This is a genomic window from Polyangium jinanense (genome assembly GCF_028435365.1).
This window is the reverse complement of sequence record NZ_JAGTJJ010000061.1, coordinates 16,840-32,760: the sequence shown is the minus strand read 5'-3', so window position 1 is coordinate 32,760 and position 15,921 is coordinate 16,840. Positions and strand designations below refer to the sequence as shown.

Below are 15,921 nucleotides of genomic sequence, written 5' to 3'. Positions count from 1 at the left end.
TGGTGACTTTAGGCAGTGTTCCAGCCAATCGTCAAGCGGCGAAGCGTCGGCGTCCTGCTACCGCCCCCACCTTTACGAACATGCCGCCGGTTTGCCCGTACGTTTCCGACGCGTCCATCTCCTCGACGCGCATCGGCGGCGCGACGAAGCGGCCCAGGTGCACGAAGCGGTGGGGAAGCAGATGCCCGATCCGCGTCGAGCTCATGCTACCGTTCGCCACCGATGGCCACGCCCGCATGCGAGCTCGCGATCTGGAACGGCGCACCGCTCGACATCTTTCCGAAAGGAGCGCACGTCTTTCCGGCCGACCTGGATGCGGTTCGCGAGCTCGTCGACGTGTTGCGAGAGGACCTTCGAGAGACGCATCTCGTTTCCGTCGATCTCGTTGCACGAGCGCAAGGCGGAGAATTCGACCCGGCGCAGGATCCGAGTCTCGCGCAGTCCTTCTCCTTGCCGCGACTCCGCGACTTTCTCGTGCGGCGACGGCCAGCGTTCGATCGTGCTGCGCATCGACGAATCGCTGAGAACACGTTGCGCTACGGGCATGCTCGAATCGAACAACTACGTTCGCTGGGAGCGCCTGGGGTTCTGATCGATCACGCGAGCACGGAGGTCGCGCGCGTGGCCCAATCAGATTGGTCGCCAACGGTCGACATCACATCTCTTCTCCCGAGCGCAGTTGCCACTGCGAGTGCCATCGACATCGAATCGCGCGCCCCCGACGATCTGTTCGTGGATGCCGACATCACCGATCTCGTGTTGTTGGCAGCACAATGCTGCACGCCCCCTGATGCGAACGACCTCGGTGACGCGGTGTGGCTCGATGAGCTCGAATGGCTTCCACTCGCTCCACCAGAGATCGAAGACGATGCTCCGATTCCATCCAACGTCGTCCGCGTTCGCGGCGCCGTGTATGAAGAGCGTGCCCATCGCCTCGAGTTCGCCGTCGTTCCGCCGGACCGCGCCACCCTCGCAAACGCGCGGGCGTTGCTCGCCATATCACTCGCTGCGAGGTCGACGCGTTACGGACCGACCCACAGCGCCATGTAGACGTCGTCGATGTACGCGTTCGGGCCGATCTTCAACCGCCGCGTCTTGCGCCCCTCTTCGACGAACCCGAGCGATCGATACAGCGCGATCGCGCGATCGTTCGACGAGCGCACCTGGAGCTCGACTTTTTCGACGCGCGGGTTCGACCGCGCCCAGCGCAAGAGCTCGTTCATGAGGGCCCTTCCGACGCCCTGGCTTTGATACCCTTCATGAACGGCGATCGTCAGCCGGACGACGTGCGACGTCACCGCGAGCGAGAGCGACTCCAAGAGCGCATGCCCGACGATCGTGCCCGCGCGCTCGGCGACAAGAAAGATGCCGCGGCCGCGCTCTTCGAGGTCGACGATCATCCTTCGAATGGTGTCATCGTCGATCTCGTCGGGCCTCGGCGCGAGCCTCCCCGGCACGCGCGCGATCGCGCGTTCGGCCGCCGCGAGCCGCGGAGCGTCCTCCGGTCGTGCGTTTCGGATCAAAGGCGCGTCCGAGTCCATGACGCCCCGTTACCACGCGACGCCCATTTCGCGCAACCCGCGGTGATAGGTCGGGCTCCTGCCCTGCCAGCGCTTGAAGGCCTTGCTGAAGGACGGGACGCTCTCGTAGCCGACGCGCTCGGCGATCTGGGCAATGGTGTCGTCGGTCTCGCGCAGGAGCTCGGCGGCGCGGGCCATCCGCCAGCGGGCGAGGTACTGGAGGGGCGGGTCGCCGACGACCTGGGTGAAACGTTGGGCGAAGCCGGAGCGGGAGAGGCCGACGAGCGCGGCGAGCTTGGCGACGGTCCAGGGCTCGTTCACGCGGGTGTGCATGAGGTTTAATGCGTGGTGCACGGGGGGGTCGGAGAGGGCCTCGGCCAGGCCGCAGCCCTTGTGGGTGGGGAGGTCGCGCAGCACCTGGACGAACAGGACGTCGGCGAGGCGCTGGAGGACGAGGGTGCTGGCGGGGCCGGGGGAGGCGATCTCGGCGAGCATGAGGTCGATGGTGGCTGCGCTCCACGGCCGCGGCGCGCCGCCGGAGGGGGACAGGACCACGGCCTGGGGGACGCGCGTGAGCAGGATGGGCTTCACGCCGCCGGTGTAGGCGAAGAAGCCCGCGAGCAAGGTGGTGAGGGCTCCGTCGCCGCCGATGCGGGCGGGGCCGCTGGCGGCGCAGCTCGGGCCGTCGTGCACTGTGAACAGGTGACGGGCCGTTTCGTCGCGGAGGGTGTGCGCCGTGCCGTGAGGGATGAAGACGACGTCGCCGGTGGCGAGGTGGCGCGGAGGCTCGCCGTCGACCTCCAGGAGGGCGTGGCCGCGCGCGATCAGGTAGAAGACGGCGCGGTCGCGGGTCGGGACGCGTAGGCCCCAGGGGGAGCGGGCTTCGATGCACTTGAAGAGGGCGTTCGGGAGCATCGACACGCTCAGCACGTCGGCGAGGACGTCGCCGCGGGGGTCCTGGAGGTCCAGCAGTTCTGGCGTCTTGGATATGACGTTTGGACGGCGAGGCATTGATCGTCCATACCGCGGGTCGTATGACTTTGCCATGACGAATGCGACGACAACCGATTCGATTCTCGCAATGGGTGTGAAGGCGTCCGATCCGGTCCTCGTGACGGGCGCGACGGGCAGGCAGGGGGGCGCGGTCGCGCGGGCGCTGCTCGCGCGTGGGGCGACGGTGCACGCGCTGGTGCGCGACGTGGAGGCGGCAGGGGCGCGGGCACTGCGCGAGCTCGGCGCGACGCTGGTGCATGGCGACTTCGACGAGCCCGCATCGCTACGGGCTGCCTGCGCCGGGGCCCGCGGGGTGTTCTCGGTGCAGATGCCGAATATGAAGAACCTCGAAGGCGACGACGAGCGGCGGCAGGGGAAGAACCTCGTGGAGGCGGCACGGGCGGCGGGCGTGCCGCAATTCGTGCATACGTCGGTCTCGGGCTCGGGGGAGTACCAGCGCCGGCAGCCGGGGTGGGGCTCGCCAGCGTCGGGCGTGCACTACTGGGAGAGCAAGGAGTACATCGAGGATCTCGCGCGCAACGCGGGGTTCCGCTCGTTCACCTTGCTGAAGCCGGCGTTTTTCATGGAGAACTTCGTGCGGCCGTCGTTTCTGTTCGCGAACTGGGTGGAGGACCGGCTCCTGACGATGCTCACGCCGAACACGGTGCTCTCGCTGGTGGCGACGCAGGACATCGGGGCGGCGGCGGCGGCGGCCTTCACGGACCCGGTGGCCTGGAATGGGGTCGAGCTGGAGCTTGCGGGAGACAGGCTATCGATGCGGGAGATCGCGGCGGTCCTCTCGGAGGTGCTCGGCACGCCCATCGAAGCGCCCTCGCTCACCGCGGAGGAGGCGCTCGCCCAGGGGCTTTTGCCGGCCTTCGTCGTCTCGCAGCAGCGGATGAACGTCGTCGACAGCCCCGCCCGACCGGAGCACGCGCGCGCGCAGGGGCTCGCGCCCACGGACTTCAGGACCTGGGCGAAGGCGCATTTGGGGCGCCCCGAGGCCGCGAAACCAGCGGGCGCGAGCGTCGCCGGCGTCAGCAGTCGGCCGGCTCGACAGGCTTGATCTCCGTGCCGGTGAAGGCCTTGTACTTGCGCGGGTAGGTCATGCTGTTGGGGGCGACCTTCCAGGTGTCGATGCGGTCCACCGTTCTCGGCACGAGCCTCGCCGCCCAGTTTTGGCCGGCCTGGCACGCCGAGACCGGGCTGCCGATGAGGACGCCGGTGAGCTTGTGTTCGAGCGAGATCGAGCCATCCCCCGAGATCTGCGTGTAATCATAGAACACGGGTGATCCGCTCTGCCCTCCCTCGCCGTCGTTGTCGACGTAGAGCACGCCGCTCAGGTTCAAGTCGGTCGGGTTCAGCCAGCGCCCGAGGAAGCTTTTGCGGCCGGTGTCCCAGAGGGTCCCGGGGATCTTGTCGGTGCCTGGATAGCCGATGGACTGCGATTCCTCGGTCTGGAGGTAGCTCCAGTCGGTGTATCCGTATGGCATCGGCTCAGCGTCCACAGGCGCGTCGTTCAGGATCACCACCGCATAATCCCAGGCCTTGTTGGCGACGGTGTTGGACGTATTGTCGTACTCGTCCGGGACCGTCACGCTGCTTATGTACTGCGTTCCATAAGGTGTCCTGCACACGTTCCCTGGCAATCCGATGCCCCCTCCCGACGGCGGGATGGACTTCCCGAGCGAGAACGACAAGGGGCCCTGCGTGAAGTTGTTGGTCCCTTCGGTGAGGAAGCAATGTGCCGCCGAGAGCACCACGTTGCTGCCGATGAGCGTCCCGGTGCAACCATTGCCGAACCAGCCCACGTACGACCAGGGCTTGACGCCCTTCGTCGGCTCCGTGTGCCAGGTGCGATTGTCGCACCCGATGATCATGTGCTTGGCGTCGCAGTAGTTCAGGCAGAGCGTGGCATCGAGGGGCGTCTCCAGCGCGGACTCGTCCTCGCTCATCGCGACGTCCTGATCATCGTCATCGAACGCGCCGGAATCTCCGCAGGCGGCGAGAAGGGCGGGCAGCAGGAGCGAGAAGAGTTGCATTTTCGAAGCCATCGTGTCCTCCAGGGCGGTGCCGGTCATCCAAGGCATCCAGTATGCCACGGCGTCCCTGCCGCGGATTTGGCCTGGTTCGCGGGTCGGCGTATCGCCCCGGCGCGCCTGCGCTGTCACGCGCGCATGACGGGTGTCATGCGCGTGTGACACGCGCGCATGCTCGGCGCGCGCGTTCCGTCATGGGAGCGTGACGATCGGCCCCTCGACGGCGATGGCGAGAAGGCGCGGAGGTCGGAAGTGACCTCGGAGAACGGTTCCGTCACCCCTGACCCGGCGTGACCCGCGCGATCCGCTTCCGGCTAATGACAGATCGCCCCCGTTGACGCGTGGTGGTGCCAGTTCGGATCCCGAGGCCGCCGTTTCCGCCGCCCCGCTGGCGCATGGTGGTGGCACTTCGGACGTTGCCGCCCTTTGGGGCTCTGGTGCAGATCCACGCGCGGGCCTTCTCGCGGTGCTCGTTCAAGGGGAGGTTGCCGCCGCCTCTTCCGGAGACCTTCTCGCCGCCACCATCGCGCATGGGGCAGCCGAGCGGCTCCTGGCTGCGATCCCCGAGCATGACGAGAGGACGGCCGCCGCGCGAACCATGCACGAAGCGGTGGGGAAGCTCCTCGCCAGCCGGCCCCCGCGAAGCGGCACGAAATAGAAGTGGCGCCCAAACCCCCCGGAGCGACCGACCGCCCGGGGGGTTTGGGCCCGGAGCCCATCGCCTCCGCCTGGCGCCTCCGCCTGCTCCGTCTCCGCCTCGGATTCCGGGGGCCATGACTCGCCGCAACCCGCTTGATCATCGTCTAGCTGACGACAGATCCGCCCTGCTGGCGCCCGTTGGTGCCACTTCGGACCCCGTGGCCGCCCTTTGGGGCATCCCCGGAGCCGACCCGCGCACGACCCTTCTAGCTGTGCTCGTGCAAGGCGAGGTCACAGCGGCGGCGGCAGGCGACATCAACGCGGCAACCGTCGCCCACGACGCGGCAACACGACTTTTCGGGATGATGCGGGACACCAATGCCACGGCAGCCGCAAGGGCTGCACATGACGCCGTGGGCAAGCGCATTCGCGCCATGAAACGGCGGTAGTTGCGCGTGCCGGGCCTCTCACACCATGAGGGGGGCCCCGCGCGGCCCCCTGGTCACCTGGCGGGCCGGGCGGTTACTACCGACCTTCGGTTTAGGAAAAGAACGAGACGGTCTTCACTTGCACCTCGCTAAGGTCTGACGATGGCACACAAAACAGGCTGATCGAAGGCACTTCTGCAATAGCGAGGGGGCAAGCAAGACTGGACGGGACGCGACGCAAAACGACACTGAGCGACCCGTTCGTGACAACAGAAGTGGAAACGAGATCAAGGGACCTGCGTTCCAAGAAACCACAGGTCACCAGCTCGTGCGGCGTGTGCTCCATCGTACGCGCCGGAGATCTGGCTCGTGCGGCGGCCGCGTTTTCACCGCCTCCAGGGAACGGCCGATGGCTTGTGCCCCGCATCTGGAGTATCGTGTCCGCGATCCGTGTTACACGATGAGTTCCTTGTCACTCTGATCTCCCGGTTGATGGCGGCAACCTCCTTCGAGGAGGCTGCAACCGCGGTTCTACAAGCCATGCTGGGCTGCGCCGAAGCGGCGCTCACGCAGAGTACTTACGCCGCACGCGGGCGGCTGCTGCGCGGCGTGGTGCATCTCCGTCCCGCGGACAGCTATCAGCGCCTCTTCGGCATCGAGCATCGTGCCGGCGTCCGCGTTGAGGAAGTTGGTTATCTTACGTCCGCAAACGTCTGGCGGTGGTTGGTGGAGCATGGTTGCTCCGTGTCCATCGATCTGCAGCTCGGCAGGCTACGCGCCTGGACGCCGGACGGGCCGGTTCACACCGGGGACGCCCTCGATGCCACCGGATTGCCTGGGCAGGTGACGCGCGAACACATGCTGGGCCGCAACACCACCCACGTGCACGTGATTCCACTGCGCGCGCCCGGCGGCGCTGTCGACGGGATGATCACCCTCGAAGCGCGCTGCCAGGCAGCCATCGGGCGGGATTTCATCTGGCAGGCGTGCCACGAGGATCTCGCCACGATGGCCCACGTCAGCGCGCCGTACCTCGGCGGCCTGCGTCCTCGGTTGCCAGACGCGGAGCGCACCGACGAGCTCCTGCCCGTGGTGGGCGCGTCGACCGCGGCCCTCGTCGATATGCTGCGTGTGTTCGCAGGTCAGGAAGAGACGATTTTGATCGGCGGCCCGACCGGCTCGGGCAAGTCTCGGCTCGCCCGCTGGTGCCACGAGCAATCACGACGCAAATCACACCCCTTCGAGACACTCGATCTGCTGAGCGTGCCGGAAGATCTCCAGATGGCCGAGCTCTTCGGATGGAAGCGGGGCGCGTTCACGGGCGCCGTCAAGGACAAACCCGGCGCGATTGCGCGGGCGGCGCAAGGCACGCTCTTCATCGACGAGATCGACAAGCTCTCGCTCAAAGCTCAGGCAGGGCTGCTCCACGTGCTCGAGGAGCGTCGCTACCGGCCGCTCGGAGACGAGGGCGCCGAGCGTCACGCGGATGTGCGCTTCATCGTCGGCACCAATGCCGATTTGCATGCCGCCGTGCGCGCCGGCCGTTTCCGCGAGGACCTGTTCTTCCGGATCAACATCCTGCCCGTGCGGTTGCCGGCGCTGTCGGAGCGGCTCGACGAGCTCCCGCGGTGGGCGCAATACATGCTCGGCCGGCGGCACAGGGAGAGCGGCGGCGAAGGTGCGGCTCGAATCGCGCCGGACGCCGTGCAGCGGTTGCTCGGCGCCGCCTGGCCCGGCAATTTGCGGCAACTCGACAACATCATTCGTCGCGCCTATGCGCTGGCGCTCGCCGAGCGCGGCGGCGCCGTGGGATCTCTCGTGCTCGAACGGCGGCACGTCGAGCAGGCGCTCGCCCACGAAGCCCCCGCGGAATCGGGCAGCACGCTCGCCCAGCTCTGGCGGGCAGCACACGCCTTCGTGCAGGAGGTGGAACGCCGGGAGCGTGGCGGCGTTACACTCCCCCTCGACCTGACCGATGCGTTTCAAGGATTGGTCCTGGCTGCGGCGATCGGCCGCCTCGGCAGTCGGGAGGAGGCCTTTGCAATGTTCGGTCTGGACCAACTCCTCAAGAACCGCAACCACCAGCGCGCCCTGCGCCGGGAGCTCGCCCGGGTACGCAGGCTCGTGGCCCTGCTCGGCGAAGCACCCGAGCCGGGCCTCGCCGCCTTGCTGAAAGCGACCGACGAGCCCACCGAGACTCGCGAGGGGTAGCTCGTGCGCCCGCCGGGGCCTGCGTCACGTCGGGACGCGCCCAGCGTCACTTCGAGACGCGCAAGAACGCAGGCACGCGTAGCAGCTGAGCGCGCGGAGCGAGGGCGGCGCTTCCGCCGGATGGCACCCGCGTTGCTTCTGACCGGCCGCTGGTCGGCATACACGTGCCGGGCACGGAGGCCTCATGAACAAGACGCGGATACGGATACGGTCGTGGCTGTTGCCTGTTGCCTCGCTCGCCACGAGCTTCGTGGCGTGCCAGTTCGAGCCTCCGGACGATTCGACCGAGCCGGCCACGGGCGTGAGTCAGCAGGCCGCGACGTCGAATTCGAACATCAACGGCACGCTTAATGGTTCGTACAATGCTACGTTCAACGGCGCCCTCAACAGCTCGCTGAACGGGTCGCTGAACGGCGTCAATGGCACCATCAACAGCTCCCTGAACGGCACGTTCAATGCGCTGAACGGCACGCTCAACGGCACCTACAACGGGATCAACGGAGCCCTCAACAGCGCGGTCAACGGCACCGTCAACGGTACCTACAACGGGAGCCTCAACGGCACCTACAACGGCGCGCCCATCAACAATCCTGCCTACAACGGCACCGTCAACGGTACCTACAACGGCGCCGTCAACGGCACCTACAACGGCAGCATCAACAGCGCGCTGAACGGGACACTCAACGGAACGTACAACGGTACTGCCAACGGCACCTACAACGGGACGCTGAATGGTACATACAATGGCACCTACAACGGCACTTACAACGGGTCGCTCAACGGTACCTACAACGGAGCGCCGATCAACGACCCGGCCTACAACGGGACACTCAACGGTACCTACAACGGGTCGCTCAACGGCACCTACAATGGTACGTACAATGGCACCTACAACGGCACCTACAATGGCACGTACAATGGCTCCTTGAACGGCACCTACAACGGGACGTACAACGGCACCATCAACGGGCTCAACGGCACCGTCAACGGTACCTACAACGGGAGCCTCAACGGCACCTACAACGGCGCGCCGATCAACGACACGGCCTACAATGGCACGATCAACGGTACCTACAACGGGACGATCAACGGCACCTACAACGGCACCATCAACGGGAGCGTCAACGGCACCTACAACGGCACCTACAATGGCACCTACAATGGCACCCTCAACAGCTCGCTCAACGGGAGCCTGAACGGTACCTATAACGGGAGCGTCAATGGCACCTACAACGGGAGCCTCAACGGCACCTACAACGGCGTGCTGATCAACGACCCAGCCTTCAACGGGACGATCAACGGCACCTACAACGGCACCATCAATGGGACCTACAACGGGAGCCTCAACGGTACGTACAACGGCACCTACAATGGCACCTACAACGGCACCCACAACGGCAGCTTCAGCGGGACCATCAGCGGCACCTACGACGGCACCTTCAACGGCAGCTACAACAGCGCCTTCGAGAGCCTGTGGACTGGCGCGGCCGGCGGGACGCTGGTGATCGAGGAGGAAAACAAGCTCATCCCGAGCACGTCGATCACGGATTTTTCGCAATATACGCTCGACCAGATGGACGTCCTCTGCCCGGCGACGCGGATCCGCGACACACTGGCAGGCGGGGTCAAAGTCGATCTGGTGCTGCCCAAGCTGATCACGATGAACGGCGTGCACGAGCCGCTCTACCAGAGCTGCGGCAACACGGATCCGACGACCTGCCCGGTGGCGACCGTCGACATCGCCGAGGACTTCGACGGCAGCGGCTCGGCCGAGACCAACGTCACCTACGAGCTCTTCACGAGCTACGCGATCGCCTGCGCGGACAAGGTGATCCGGCCGATCCTCTTGCATCCGGTCACGGGTCCGGAGGCGCGCACGGCGAACCCCGACGGGTCGGCGCCGCTATTCAGCACGTACTTCCGCTATTTTTGCGTCAACGCCTACGATACGACGGCGCCGGCAGGCTCGAAATGGCTCTGCGGCAAGGGCCGCCTCGCGGGCGGGGTAGTGGGCTATGCCATCAAGCGGATCCCGGACCCGGCGCACCCCGGCGACACCATTGCAAGCCTCTCGCCGCGCTCGTTTTTTGCCAGGCAGTTGATTTGGGGGCCCAATGCATGGTCGACCCACTTCGAGTTCATCCACAATCACGTCGGCGCCATCATCGAGCGCGCCGAGCCGGGCGCGGTGCCCACGGGCTACACGTCGAACAACGCCTGGAACCTCAATCCGCTCGACTTTCACTCCGATGGCACGCTCAAGGATCAGGACTTCGTGGCCGCGCTGGGCCTGAAGACGTCCACCGACCGCTCCGGCGTGGCCATCAGCGTCTACAACCATGCAGACAAGACGGGCGGTCTGCCCTTCGACGAAAATGAGCTGAATCAGTGCGAGCCTGGATATGATGTGCCGGACCTGGCCTCGCGTGGCACCTTCCAGAACGACGTGCTCATCGACGTGCAGGTGGCGCCTTGGTACGCGGACAATTGTGATTGGGCCTCGGATTGGGATTTGCCACAGATCACCCCGGTGTCGAGCCCTTGCAATACCTTTGCGATGGACGCCGAGACGCGGGTGGGGGTCAATCTAGGCGATAACGTCGCTCGACGCTGCCCGACCTATGTCACGTGCCAGCCGGGGCAATTCTGCTGCGTGGGACACTTCTCCGCGGGCTCTGGTTACATGTGTGCGGCCAAGACAGACGGCACGGCGTGGTGCTGGGGAAAAGGCGTCGGGATGGAGGCGCAGCAGGTGATGAAGAGCGACGGTAGCCCGCTCACCGGCATACTCGCAGTGGCTGCAGGGCTTGGCCACGCATGCGCGCGCACTTCTGCGGGAAGCGTCTATTGCTGGGGAAATAACTCCCTCGGTCAGCTCGGTGACGGCACCATGACCAATCATGTGCATGCGACCCTGGTATCTGGGCTTTCGGACGTGGCCGAGGTAGCCCTTGGAGCGTTTCACAGTTGCGCGCGCAAGAACGATGGCACCCTCTGGTGCTGGGGAGGCAACAACGACGGTCAGGTCGGCGACGGCACCAACGTGAACAAGACGACGCCGGTGCAAGCAGGAGCGAGCACGCTCAGTAACGCCGTAGCTGCGGTCGCGCTCGGCTTTCGACACACCTGCGCGCGCAAGATCAATGGCACCCTCTGGTGCTGGGGAGACAATGCGTCCGGCCAGCTCGGCGACGGCACCACCGCGGACAAGACGACGCCGGTGCAGGCCGGGGCGAGCGCGCTCGGCAGCGCCGTGACCGACGTCGCACTCGGCGTTTACCACACCTGCGCGCGCAAGACCAATGGCACCCTCTGGTGCTGGGGAAAGAATGCCTCCGGCCAGCTCGGCGACGGCACCACCGTGAACAAGACGACGCCGGTGCAGGCCGGAGCGAGCGTGCTCGGCAGCGCTGTGGCTGAAGTCGCGCTCGGCTACGAGCACAGCTGTGTGCGCAAGACCGATGGCACCCTCTGGTGCTGGGGAGACAATGCCTCCGGCCAGCTCGGCGATGGCACCACCGTGAACAAGACGACGCCGGTGCGGGCCGGGGCGAGCGCGCTTGGCAGCGCTGCGGCTGAGATCGAGCTCTCTGTGAACCACACCTGCGTGCGCAAGACGGATGGCACCCTCTGGTGCTGGGGAGACAACGACGTTGGTCAGTTTCCCACTGGTTATCCGGCCCCACCACAGGTCCTTCCGGTCCAAATGATGGGATTGCGCTGCGATGCCAATGATGCGGTCTGCGGGGTCAACGAGGCACGAACAAGCAGCCCGGCCGACTGCCGCACCTCGAGCTGCGGTGACGAGAAGTGCGATCCAGGCGAGACTTCAGGGAACTGCCCGACCGACTGCAAGCTAACGGTCCAGATCGCGCTCGGCGGCTACCACAGATGCGCGCGCAAGACCGACGGCACTCTCTGGTGCTGGGGATCTAACCACTCAAACCAGCTCGGCGACGGAAGCGCTGTGGACAAGCCAACGCCAGTGCAGGTCGGGGCGAGCACCCTCGGCAACGCCGTGGCCGAGGTCGCGCTCGGCGACGAGCATAGCTGCGCGCGCAAGACCGACGGCACTCTCTGGTGCTGGGGAGCGAATGCGTTCGGCGAGCTCGGCGATGGCACGACCGTGTTCACGCCAACGCCAGTGCAGGTCGGGGCGAGCACCCTCGGCAACGCCGTGGCCAAGGTCGCGCTCGGCGACGAGCATAGCTGCGCGCGCAAGACCGACGGCACTCTCTGGTGCTGGGGATGGAACGCCTACGGGCAGCTCGGCGATGGGACGACCGTGGACAAGGTAGCGCCCGTGCAGGCCGGGGCGAGCGCGCTCGGCAGCGCCGTGGCTGAGGTCGCGCTCGGCGACTATCACAGCTGCGCGCGCAAGTCCGACGGCACTCTTTGGTGCTGGGGAGACAACGACTCAGGCCAGCTCGGCGATGGCACGACCGTGGACAAGACAACGCCCGTGCGGGTCGGGGCGAGCACCCTCGGCAACGCCGTGACCGAGGTCGCGCTCGGCGACGAGCATAGCTGCGCGCGCAAGACCGACGGCACTCTCTGGTGCTGGGGAAGGAACTCTTCCGGCCAGCTCGGCGATGGCACGACCGTGGACAAGACAACACCAGTGCGGGTCGGGGCGAACACCCTCGGCAATGCCGTGGCCGAGGTCGCGCTCGGCGAAGGCGTCACCTGCGCGCGCAAAACCGACGGCACTCTCTGGTGCTGGGGCGGCAGTCTTGACGACAACCTCGCCAAGGGCAGTACAACGCCAGTACAGGTGGAAGCGAGCACGCTTGGCAACGCCGTGGCCGAGGTCGCGCTCAGCGACGGCGACCACATCTGCGTGCGTAAGACCGACGGCACCCTCTGGTGCTGGGGATCGTACCCTATCCAGGTCCCCTGGTGTGGTGACGGCATCTGCAGTTTAGGCGAGCGTGATTATGGGAGTTGCGCGCAGGACTGCACGCCCGCCCTCGGTGACGGGGTCTGTGACCCCTTCCTCAACTGCACCATCACACCTGGCCTTCCTGCCTGGGAGTGCGATAGGGACTGCGCCTGTACGCCAACCTGTGACGGCAAGCAGTGCGGTAGCGACGGATGCGGCGGGTGGTGCGGGACGTGCAGTCCTGGCCAAAGCTGCGACGCGCGCTTCCTGTGCGTGTGCACGCCGACCAGTTGCAGTGCGATGGCGCCGATCTGCGGCAGTGCGATCCCGGACGGTTGCGGCGGCACGCTTGATTGCAACCTTTGCGAGGCCGAGGTCGAGTGGAACAACATCATGGCAACGGCCAACTTCGCTAGCCCGTTCACGGTCTACGCCGCCTATTTGAGCTCAGCCTGGACCGACACCGACTGGTTTAAAGTCAGCCTCGGAGCTGGCAGAACGATGACGGTGGATATGCGGCCTCCTGCGAACCTGAACTACGACGTGGAGCTTTATCAAGACATCAACATTTTTCAGCCCGTCGCGAGCGGAAAGCTGGGCGCCGGGCTGACCGAGCACGTGACATACACCAATACGAGCAGCCAGACCGTGACCATCAGTATCAAGGTCTTCGGCGTCAATGGCGCATTCTCGGCGAGCAGCCCCTACTACCTCGAGACTGTCTGGTAGCCAGCCAGGACCGGGCTGAAAACCCCGCCGAGCCTCGCGGGGCGTACCTCGTGCGCCCAACCGGTGCCTGCGTCCGATCGCGACGCGCCGCGCGTCACTTCAAGACGCACTCGCGCGTCTCGCCCACCCGTTCGAACCAGGCTGCGGCCACCGCCTGTCCACGCGCGCGATCCGCCGCGGTCAAGGTCGCGTATGCCGCCTCGCGCACGAGCGGATCACAGAACGACACCTCCTCCTCGTCCAGCAACCGGCTCGTCGGGTGGCGCTCCAGTAGGCCGTGATCGACGAGCGCCGACACGACGGCGGGAGAGCCGCCGCCGAGCACGCGGAGCACGCCGCGCACCCAGAACACGTCCCCGAAAATGCTGGCGGCGCGCAGAAAGCGCCGCTCTTCCGGGGCGAGTCCTGCGAGCCGCGCTTGAAGCATCGAAAGCACCGTTTCGGGCAACGTTTCGCCGCGCCCCTCGGCCGCGGCGCGGATCAGCTCCTCCAGGTAGAACGGGTGGCCTCCGGCGCGTTCGACGAGCGCCGCGACCTTGGCCGGTTCGGCGCCCTCGCCGAGGGCGTGATGCACGAGTCGTGCAGCTGCGCGAGGCGCGAGGCCACCGAGGTGGATCTCCTGCGCGTCGCGCTCGACCCACATCCGCGGGAAACGCTCGTGCACCTCCGGTCGCGCGAGCGCGAGCACGAAGAGCGGCCGATCCTGGAGCCGATGCAGCGCTTGCTCGACGGCCAGCACCGACGGCGCATCCGCCCATTGCAGGTCGTCGACGATGAGGAGCAGCGGCCTGTTCTCGACGGCGGCCTCGGCCAGGCTCGAGAACGCAGGGGCTACCTCTCCGGGAACATGGCCTCGCGCCTGCCGAACGATCGAGCCGAGAACGCCGAACGGCGCTGCATCGCCGGCCATGGGGCCGCGGGCCGTCCAGATTTCCACCTCCGGCGCCATGGCGCCGATACGCAGGACGGCTTCGTGGCACAGCCGGGTCTTGCCGATCCCCGCCGGCCCCGTCACGAGCACGGCGCGGGCGAGCCCCTCGCCGGTGCAATCCTCGAACAGGGCCATCAGCGCGGAGAGCTCGCGCTCGCGGCCGACGAAGGGGCTCGCACAATCGATTACGACGCGCGCGCCCTTTTCGCGTTCGCCGTGGAGCTCCCAGCCGGCCGGTCCGCGGTGGACGTCGAGCCGGGTGCCGAGCAGCGCCTGGGTCGCATCGTCGACGTACGCGGCCCCCGCCACGAGCGCAGGCTCCGCCAGCAACGAGGCCGCACGATCCAGGAGCTCGCCCGCAGGCAATCGACCGGCGATCTCGGAGGTCCCCGTGACGATCGCGATCCTCGGCACCTCCGTGACCTCGCGTTCGAGCAGAGAGCGTAACAGCAGCGCGCCGCGTGCCGCCTGGAGCGCCTGGTCGGGGCTCCCAGCGTCCTTCGAGCGCACGAGCAGAAGCCCGCCCGTCATCGCGTACGCGCGCATGTCGATACGGGCGAGCGCGGTCTCGACGCGTGTAAACCACGCGGTGTCGGTGTCACCCGGTCGCTCGTCGAACGACGGAGCGGCGACGACCACGGAGATCACGCGCTGCTCGTTTTCACCGAACGCATTGCCGCCTTCCGGCTCGCTCGCATCCCGCCGGAAGCTCCGTGGGCTCAGGCTGCAGATCGCCTCCGCCACCGCGGCGCCGTCGGCCAGCCGCGCTTCCGGCTCCTTGGCGAGCATGCGCGCGATCAGCGCATCGAGCTCCGGGGGGATATCGCCGCGCACACGGCGCAGGGGCGGCGGCTCATGCACGAGGAGCCTCGCCAGCACGGCCATCATGGGGCCACCCGCGAAGGCGGGCCGGCCAGCGAGGCACTCGTAGAGCACGGCCCCGAGCCCGAAGACGTCGGCGCGCGCGTCCGTGGGGTCGCCGCGGACCTGCTCGGGCGCGATGTACCCCGGCGTTCCCACGACCACCCCGCTGCGCGTGATGGCGTGCGTCACGTTGGTGCGGCGAGCGACCCCGAAGTCGAGGAGTTTGACCCGGCTTGGGTCGCCTCCGACCAGGAAGAGGTTCGAGGGCTTGATGTCGCGATGAATGATGCCGTGTGCGTGCGCGGCCGCGAGTGCCTCCGCCGCAGCGAGGCCGACGGCGAGGCACTCCTCCACGGTGAGCGCCCCGCGGACGAGCCGCGCGGCGAGGTCCTCGCCTTCGAGCCACTCCAGGGCGAGCCAGCGCTGCCCGCCCGCATCCTCGCCGTGCGCGATCCACTGAACCACCCCCGGGTGGGCGAGGTGGGCGAGGATCCGAGCTTCTTCGGCGAAACGTGCGGCGTAACTTGCCTCGCCTGCGGCGAGGAGCTTGAGCGCGACGCGCTGCCCCTGCGCGCGATCGAAGGCACGGTAGACCGCCCCCATGCCGCCGGTGCCTGCGAGGGCTTCCACGACGAACCGATCCGCGACGATCGTTCCTGGTTGCACGGTCGCAGGATGCAGGCAT

10 protein-coding genes are annotated in these 15,921 nt (G+C 67.0%); 5 read left to right on the top strand and 5 right to left on the bottom strand.

The window, feature by feature from the left end; all coding sequences use genetic code 11:
* Nucleotides 1-31: 31 nt before the first annotated feature.
* Nucleotides 32-205 (bottom strand): hypothetical protein, encoded by a 174-nt coding sequence (locus KEG57_RS46185; protein ID WP_272427559.1) that lies wholly within the window; start codon nucleotides 203-205, stop codon nucleotides 32-34.
* 17 nt (nucleotides 206-222) lie between these two features.
* On the opposite strand from KEG57_RS46185, the gene KEG57_RS46180 reads away from it, so the two are divergent.
* The gene (locus KEG57_RS46180) at nucleotides 223-1,050 is read left to right on the top strand and encodes a hypothetical protein (protein WP_272427558.1); all 828 of its coding nucleotides are present in this window, start codon (nucleotides 223-225) and stop codon (nucleotides 1,048-1,050) included.
* Here KEG57_RS46180 and KEG57_RS46175 read toward each other — a convergent pair.
* Both KEG57_RS46175 and KEG57_RS46170 read right to left on the bottom strand, forming a co-directional pair.
* Nucleotides 1,023-1,541 carry a GNAT family N-acetyltransferase gene (locus KEG57_RS46175; RefSeq protein ID WP_272427556.1) on the bottom strand — a complete coding sequence of 173 codons (519 nt, stop codon included), beginning with the start codon at nucleotides 1,539-1,541 and terminating at the stop codon, nucleotides 1,023-1,025. The two genes, KEG57_RS46180 and KEG57_RS46175, sit on opposite strands and share 28 nt — an antisense overlap.
* Before the next feature lie 9 nt (nucleotides 1,542-1,550).
* Entirely contained in the window at nucleotides 1,551-2,531 is a 981-nt protein-coding gene (locus KEG57_RS46170) for an AraC family transcriptional regulator (protein ID WP_272427555.1), read from the bottom strand.
* Nucleotides 2,532-2,565: 34 nt separating this feature from the next.
* On the opposite strand from KEG57_RS46170, the gene KEG57_RS46165 reads away from it, so the two are divergent.
* On the top strand, nucleotides 2,566-3,579 hold the full coding sequence (locus KEG57_RS46165; protein ID WP_272427554.1) for an NmrA/HSCARG family protein: 1,014 nt from the start codon (nucleotides 2,566-2,568) through the stop codon (nucleotides 3,577-3,579).
* On the opposite strand, the gene KEG57_RS46160 is transcribed toward KEG57_RS46165, so the two are convergent.
* The gene (locus KEG57_RS46160; RefSeq protein ID WP_272427553.1) at nucleotides 3,551-4,567 is read right to left on the bottom strand and encodes a trypsin-like serine peptidase; all 1,017 of its coding nucleotides are present in this window, start codon (nucleotides 4,565-4,567) and stop codon (nucleotides 3,551-3,553) included. The two genes, KEG57_RS46165 and KEG57_RS46160, sit on opposite strands and share 29 nt — an antisense overlap.
* Nucleotides 4,568-5,325: 758 nt before the next feature.
* On the opposite strand from KEG57_RS46160, the gene KEG57_RS46155 reads away from it, so the two are divergent.
* From KEG57_RS46155 to KEG57_RS46145, 3 genes are all read left to right on the top strand, one after another.
* Complete coding sequence (locus KEG57_RS46155) at nucleotides 5,326-5,640, top strand: hypothetical protein (RefSeq protein WP_272427551.1); 315 nt, start codon at nucleotides 5,326-5,328, stop codon at nucleotides 5,638-5,640.
* A 429-nt stretch (nucleotides 5,641-6,069) separates the two neighbouring features.
* Nucleotides 6,070-7,830 carry a sigma-54-dependent transcriptional regulator gene (locus tag KEG57_RS46150; RefSeq protein ID WP_272427549.1) on the top strand — a complete coding sequence of 587 codons (1,761 nt, stop codon included), beginning with the start codon at nucleotides 6,070-6,072 and terminating at the stop codon, nucleotides 7,828-7,830.
* 184 nt (nucleotides 7,831-8,014) lie between these two features.
* Nucleotides 8,015-13,441, top strand: a complete 5,427-nt coding sequence (locus KEG57_RS46145) for an RCC1 domain-containing protein (RefSeq protein WP_272427548.1) — start codon at nucleotides 8,015-8,017, stop codon at nucleotides 13,439-13,441.
* Between the two features lie 94 nt (nucleotides 13,442-13,535).
* Here KEG57_RS46145 and KEG57_RS46140 read toward each other — a convergent pair whose 3' ends face one another.
* Nucleotides 13,536-15,902: a serine/threonine-protein kinase gene (locus KEG57_RS46140; protein ID WP_272427546.1), complete on the bottom strand. Its 2,367-nt coding sequence runs from the start codon at nucleotides 15,900-15,902 to the stop codon at nucleotides 13,536-13,538.
* Between the last annotated feature and the right edge of the window lie 19 nt (nucleotides 15,903-15,921).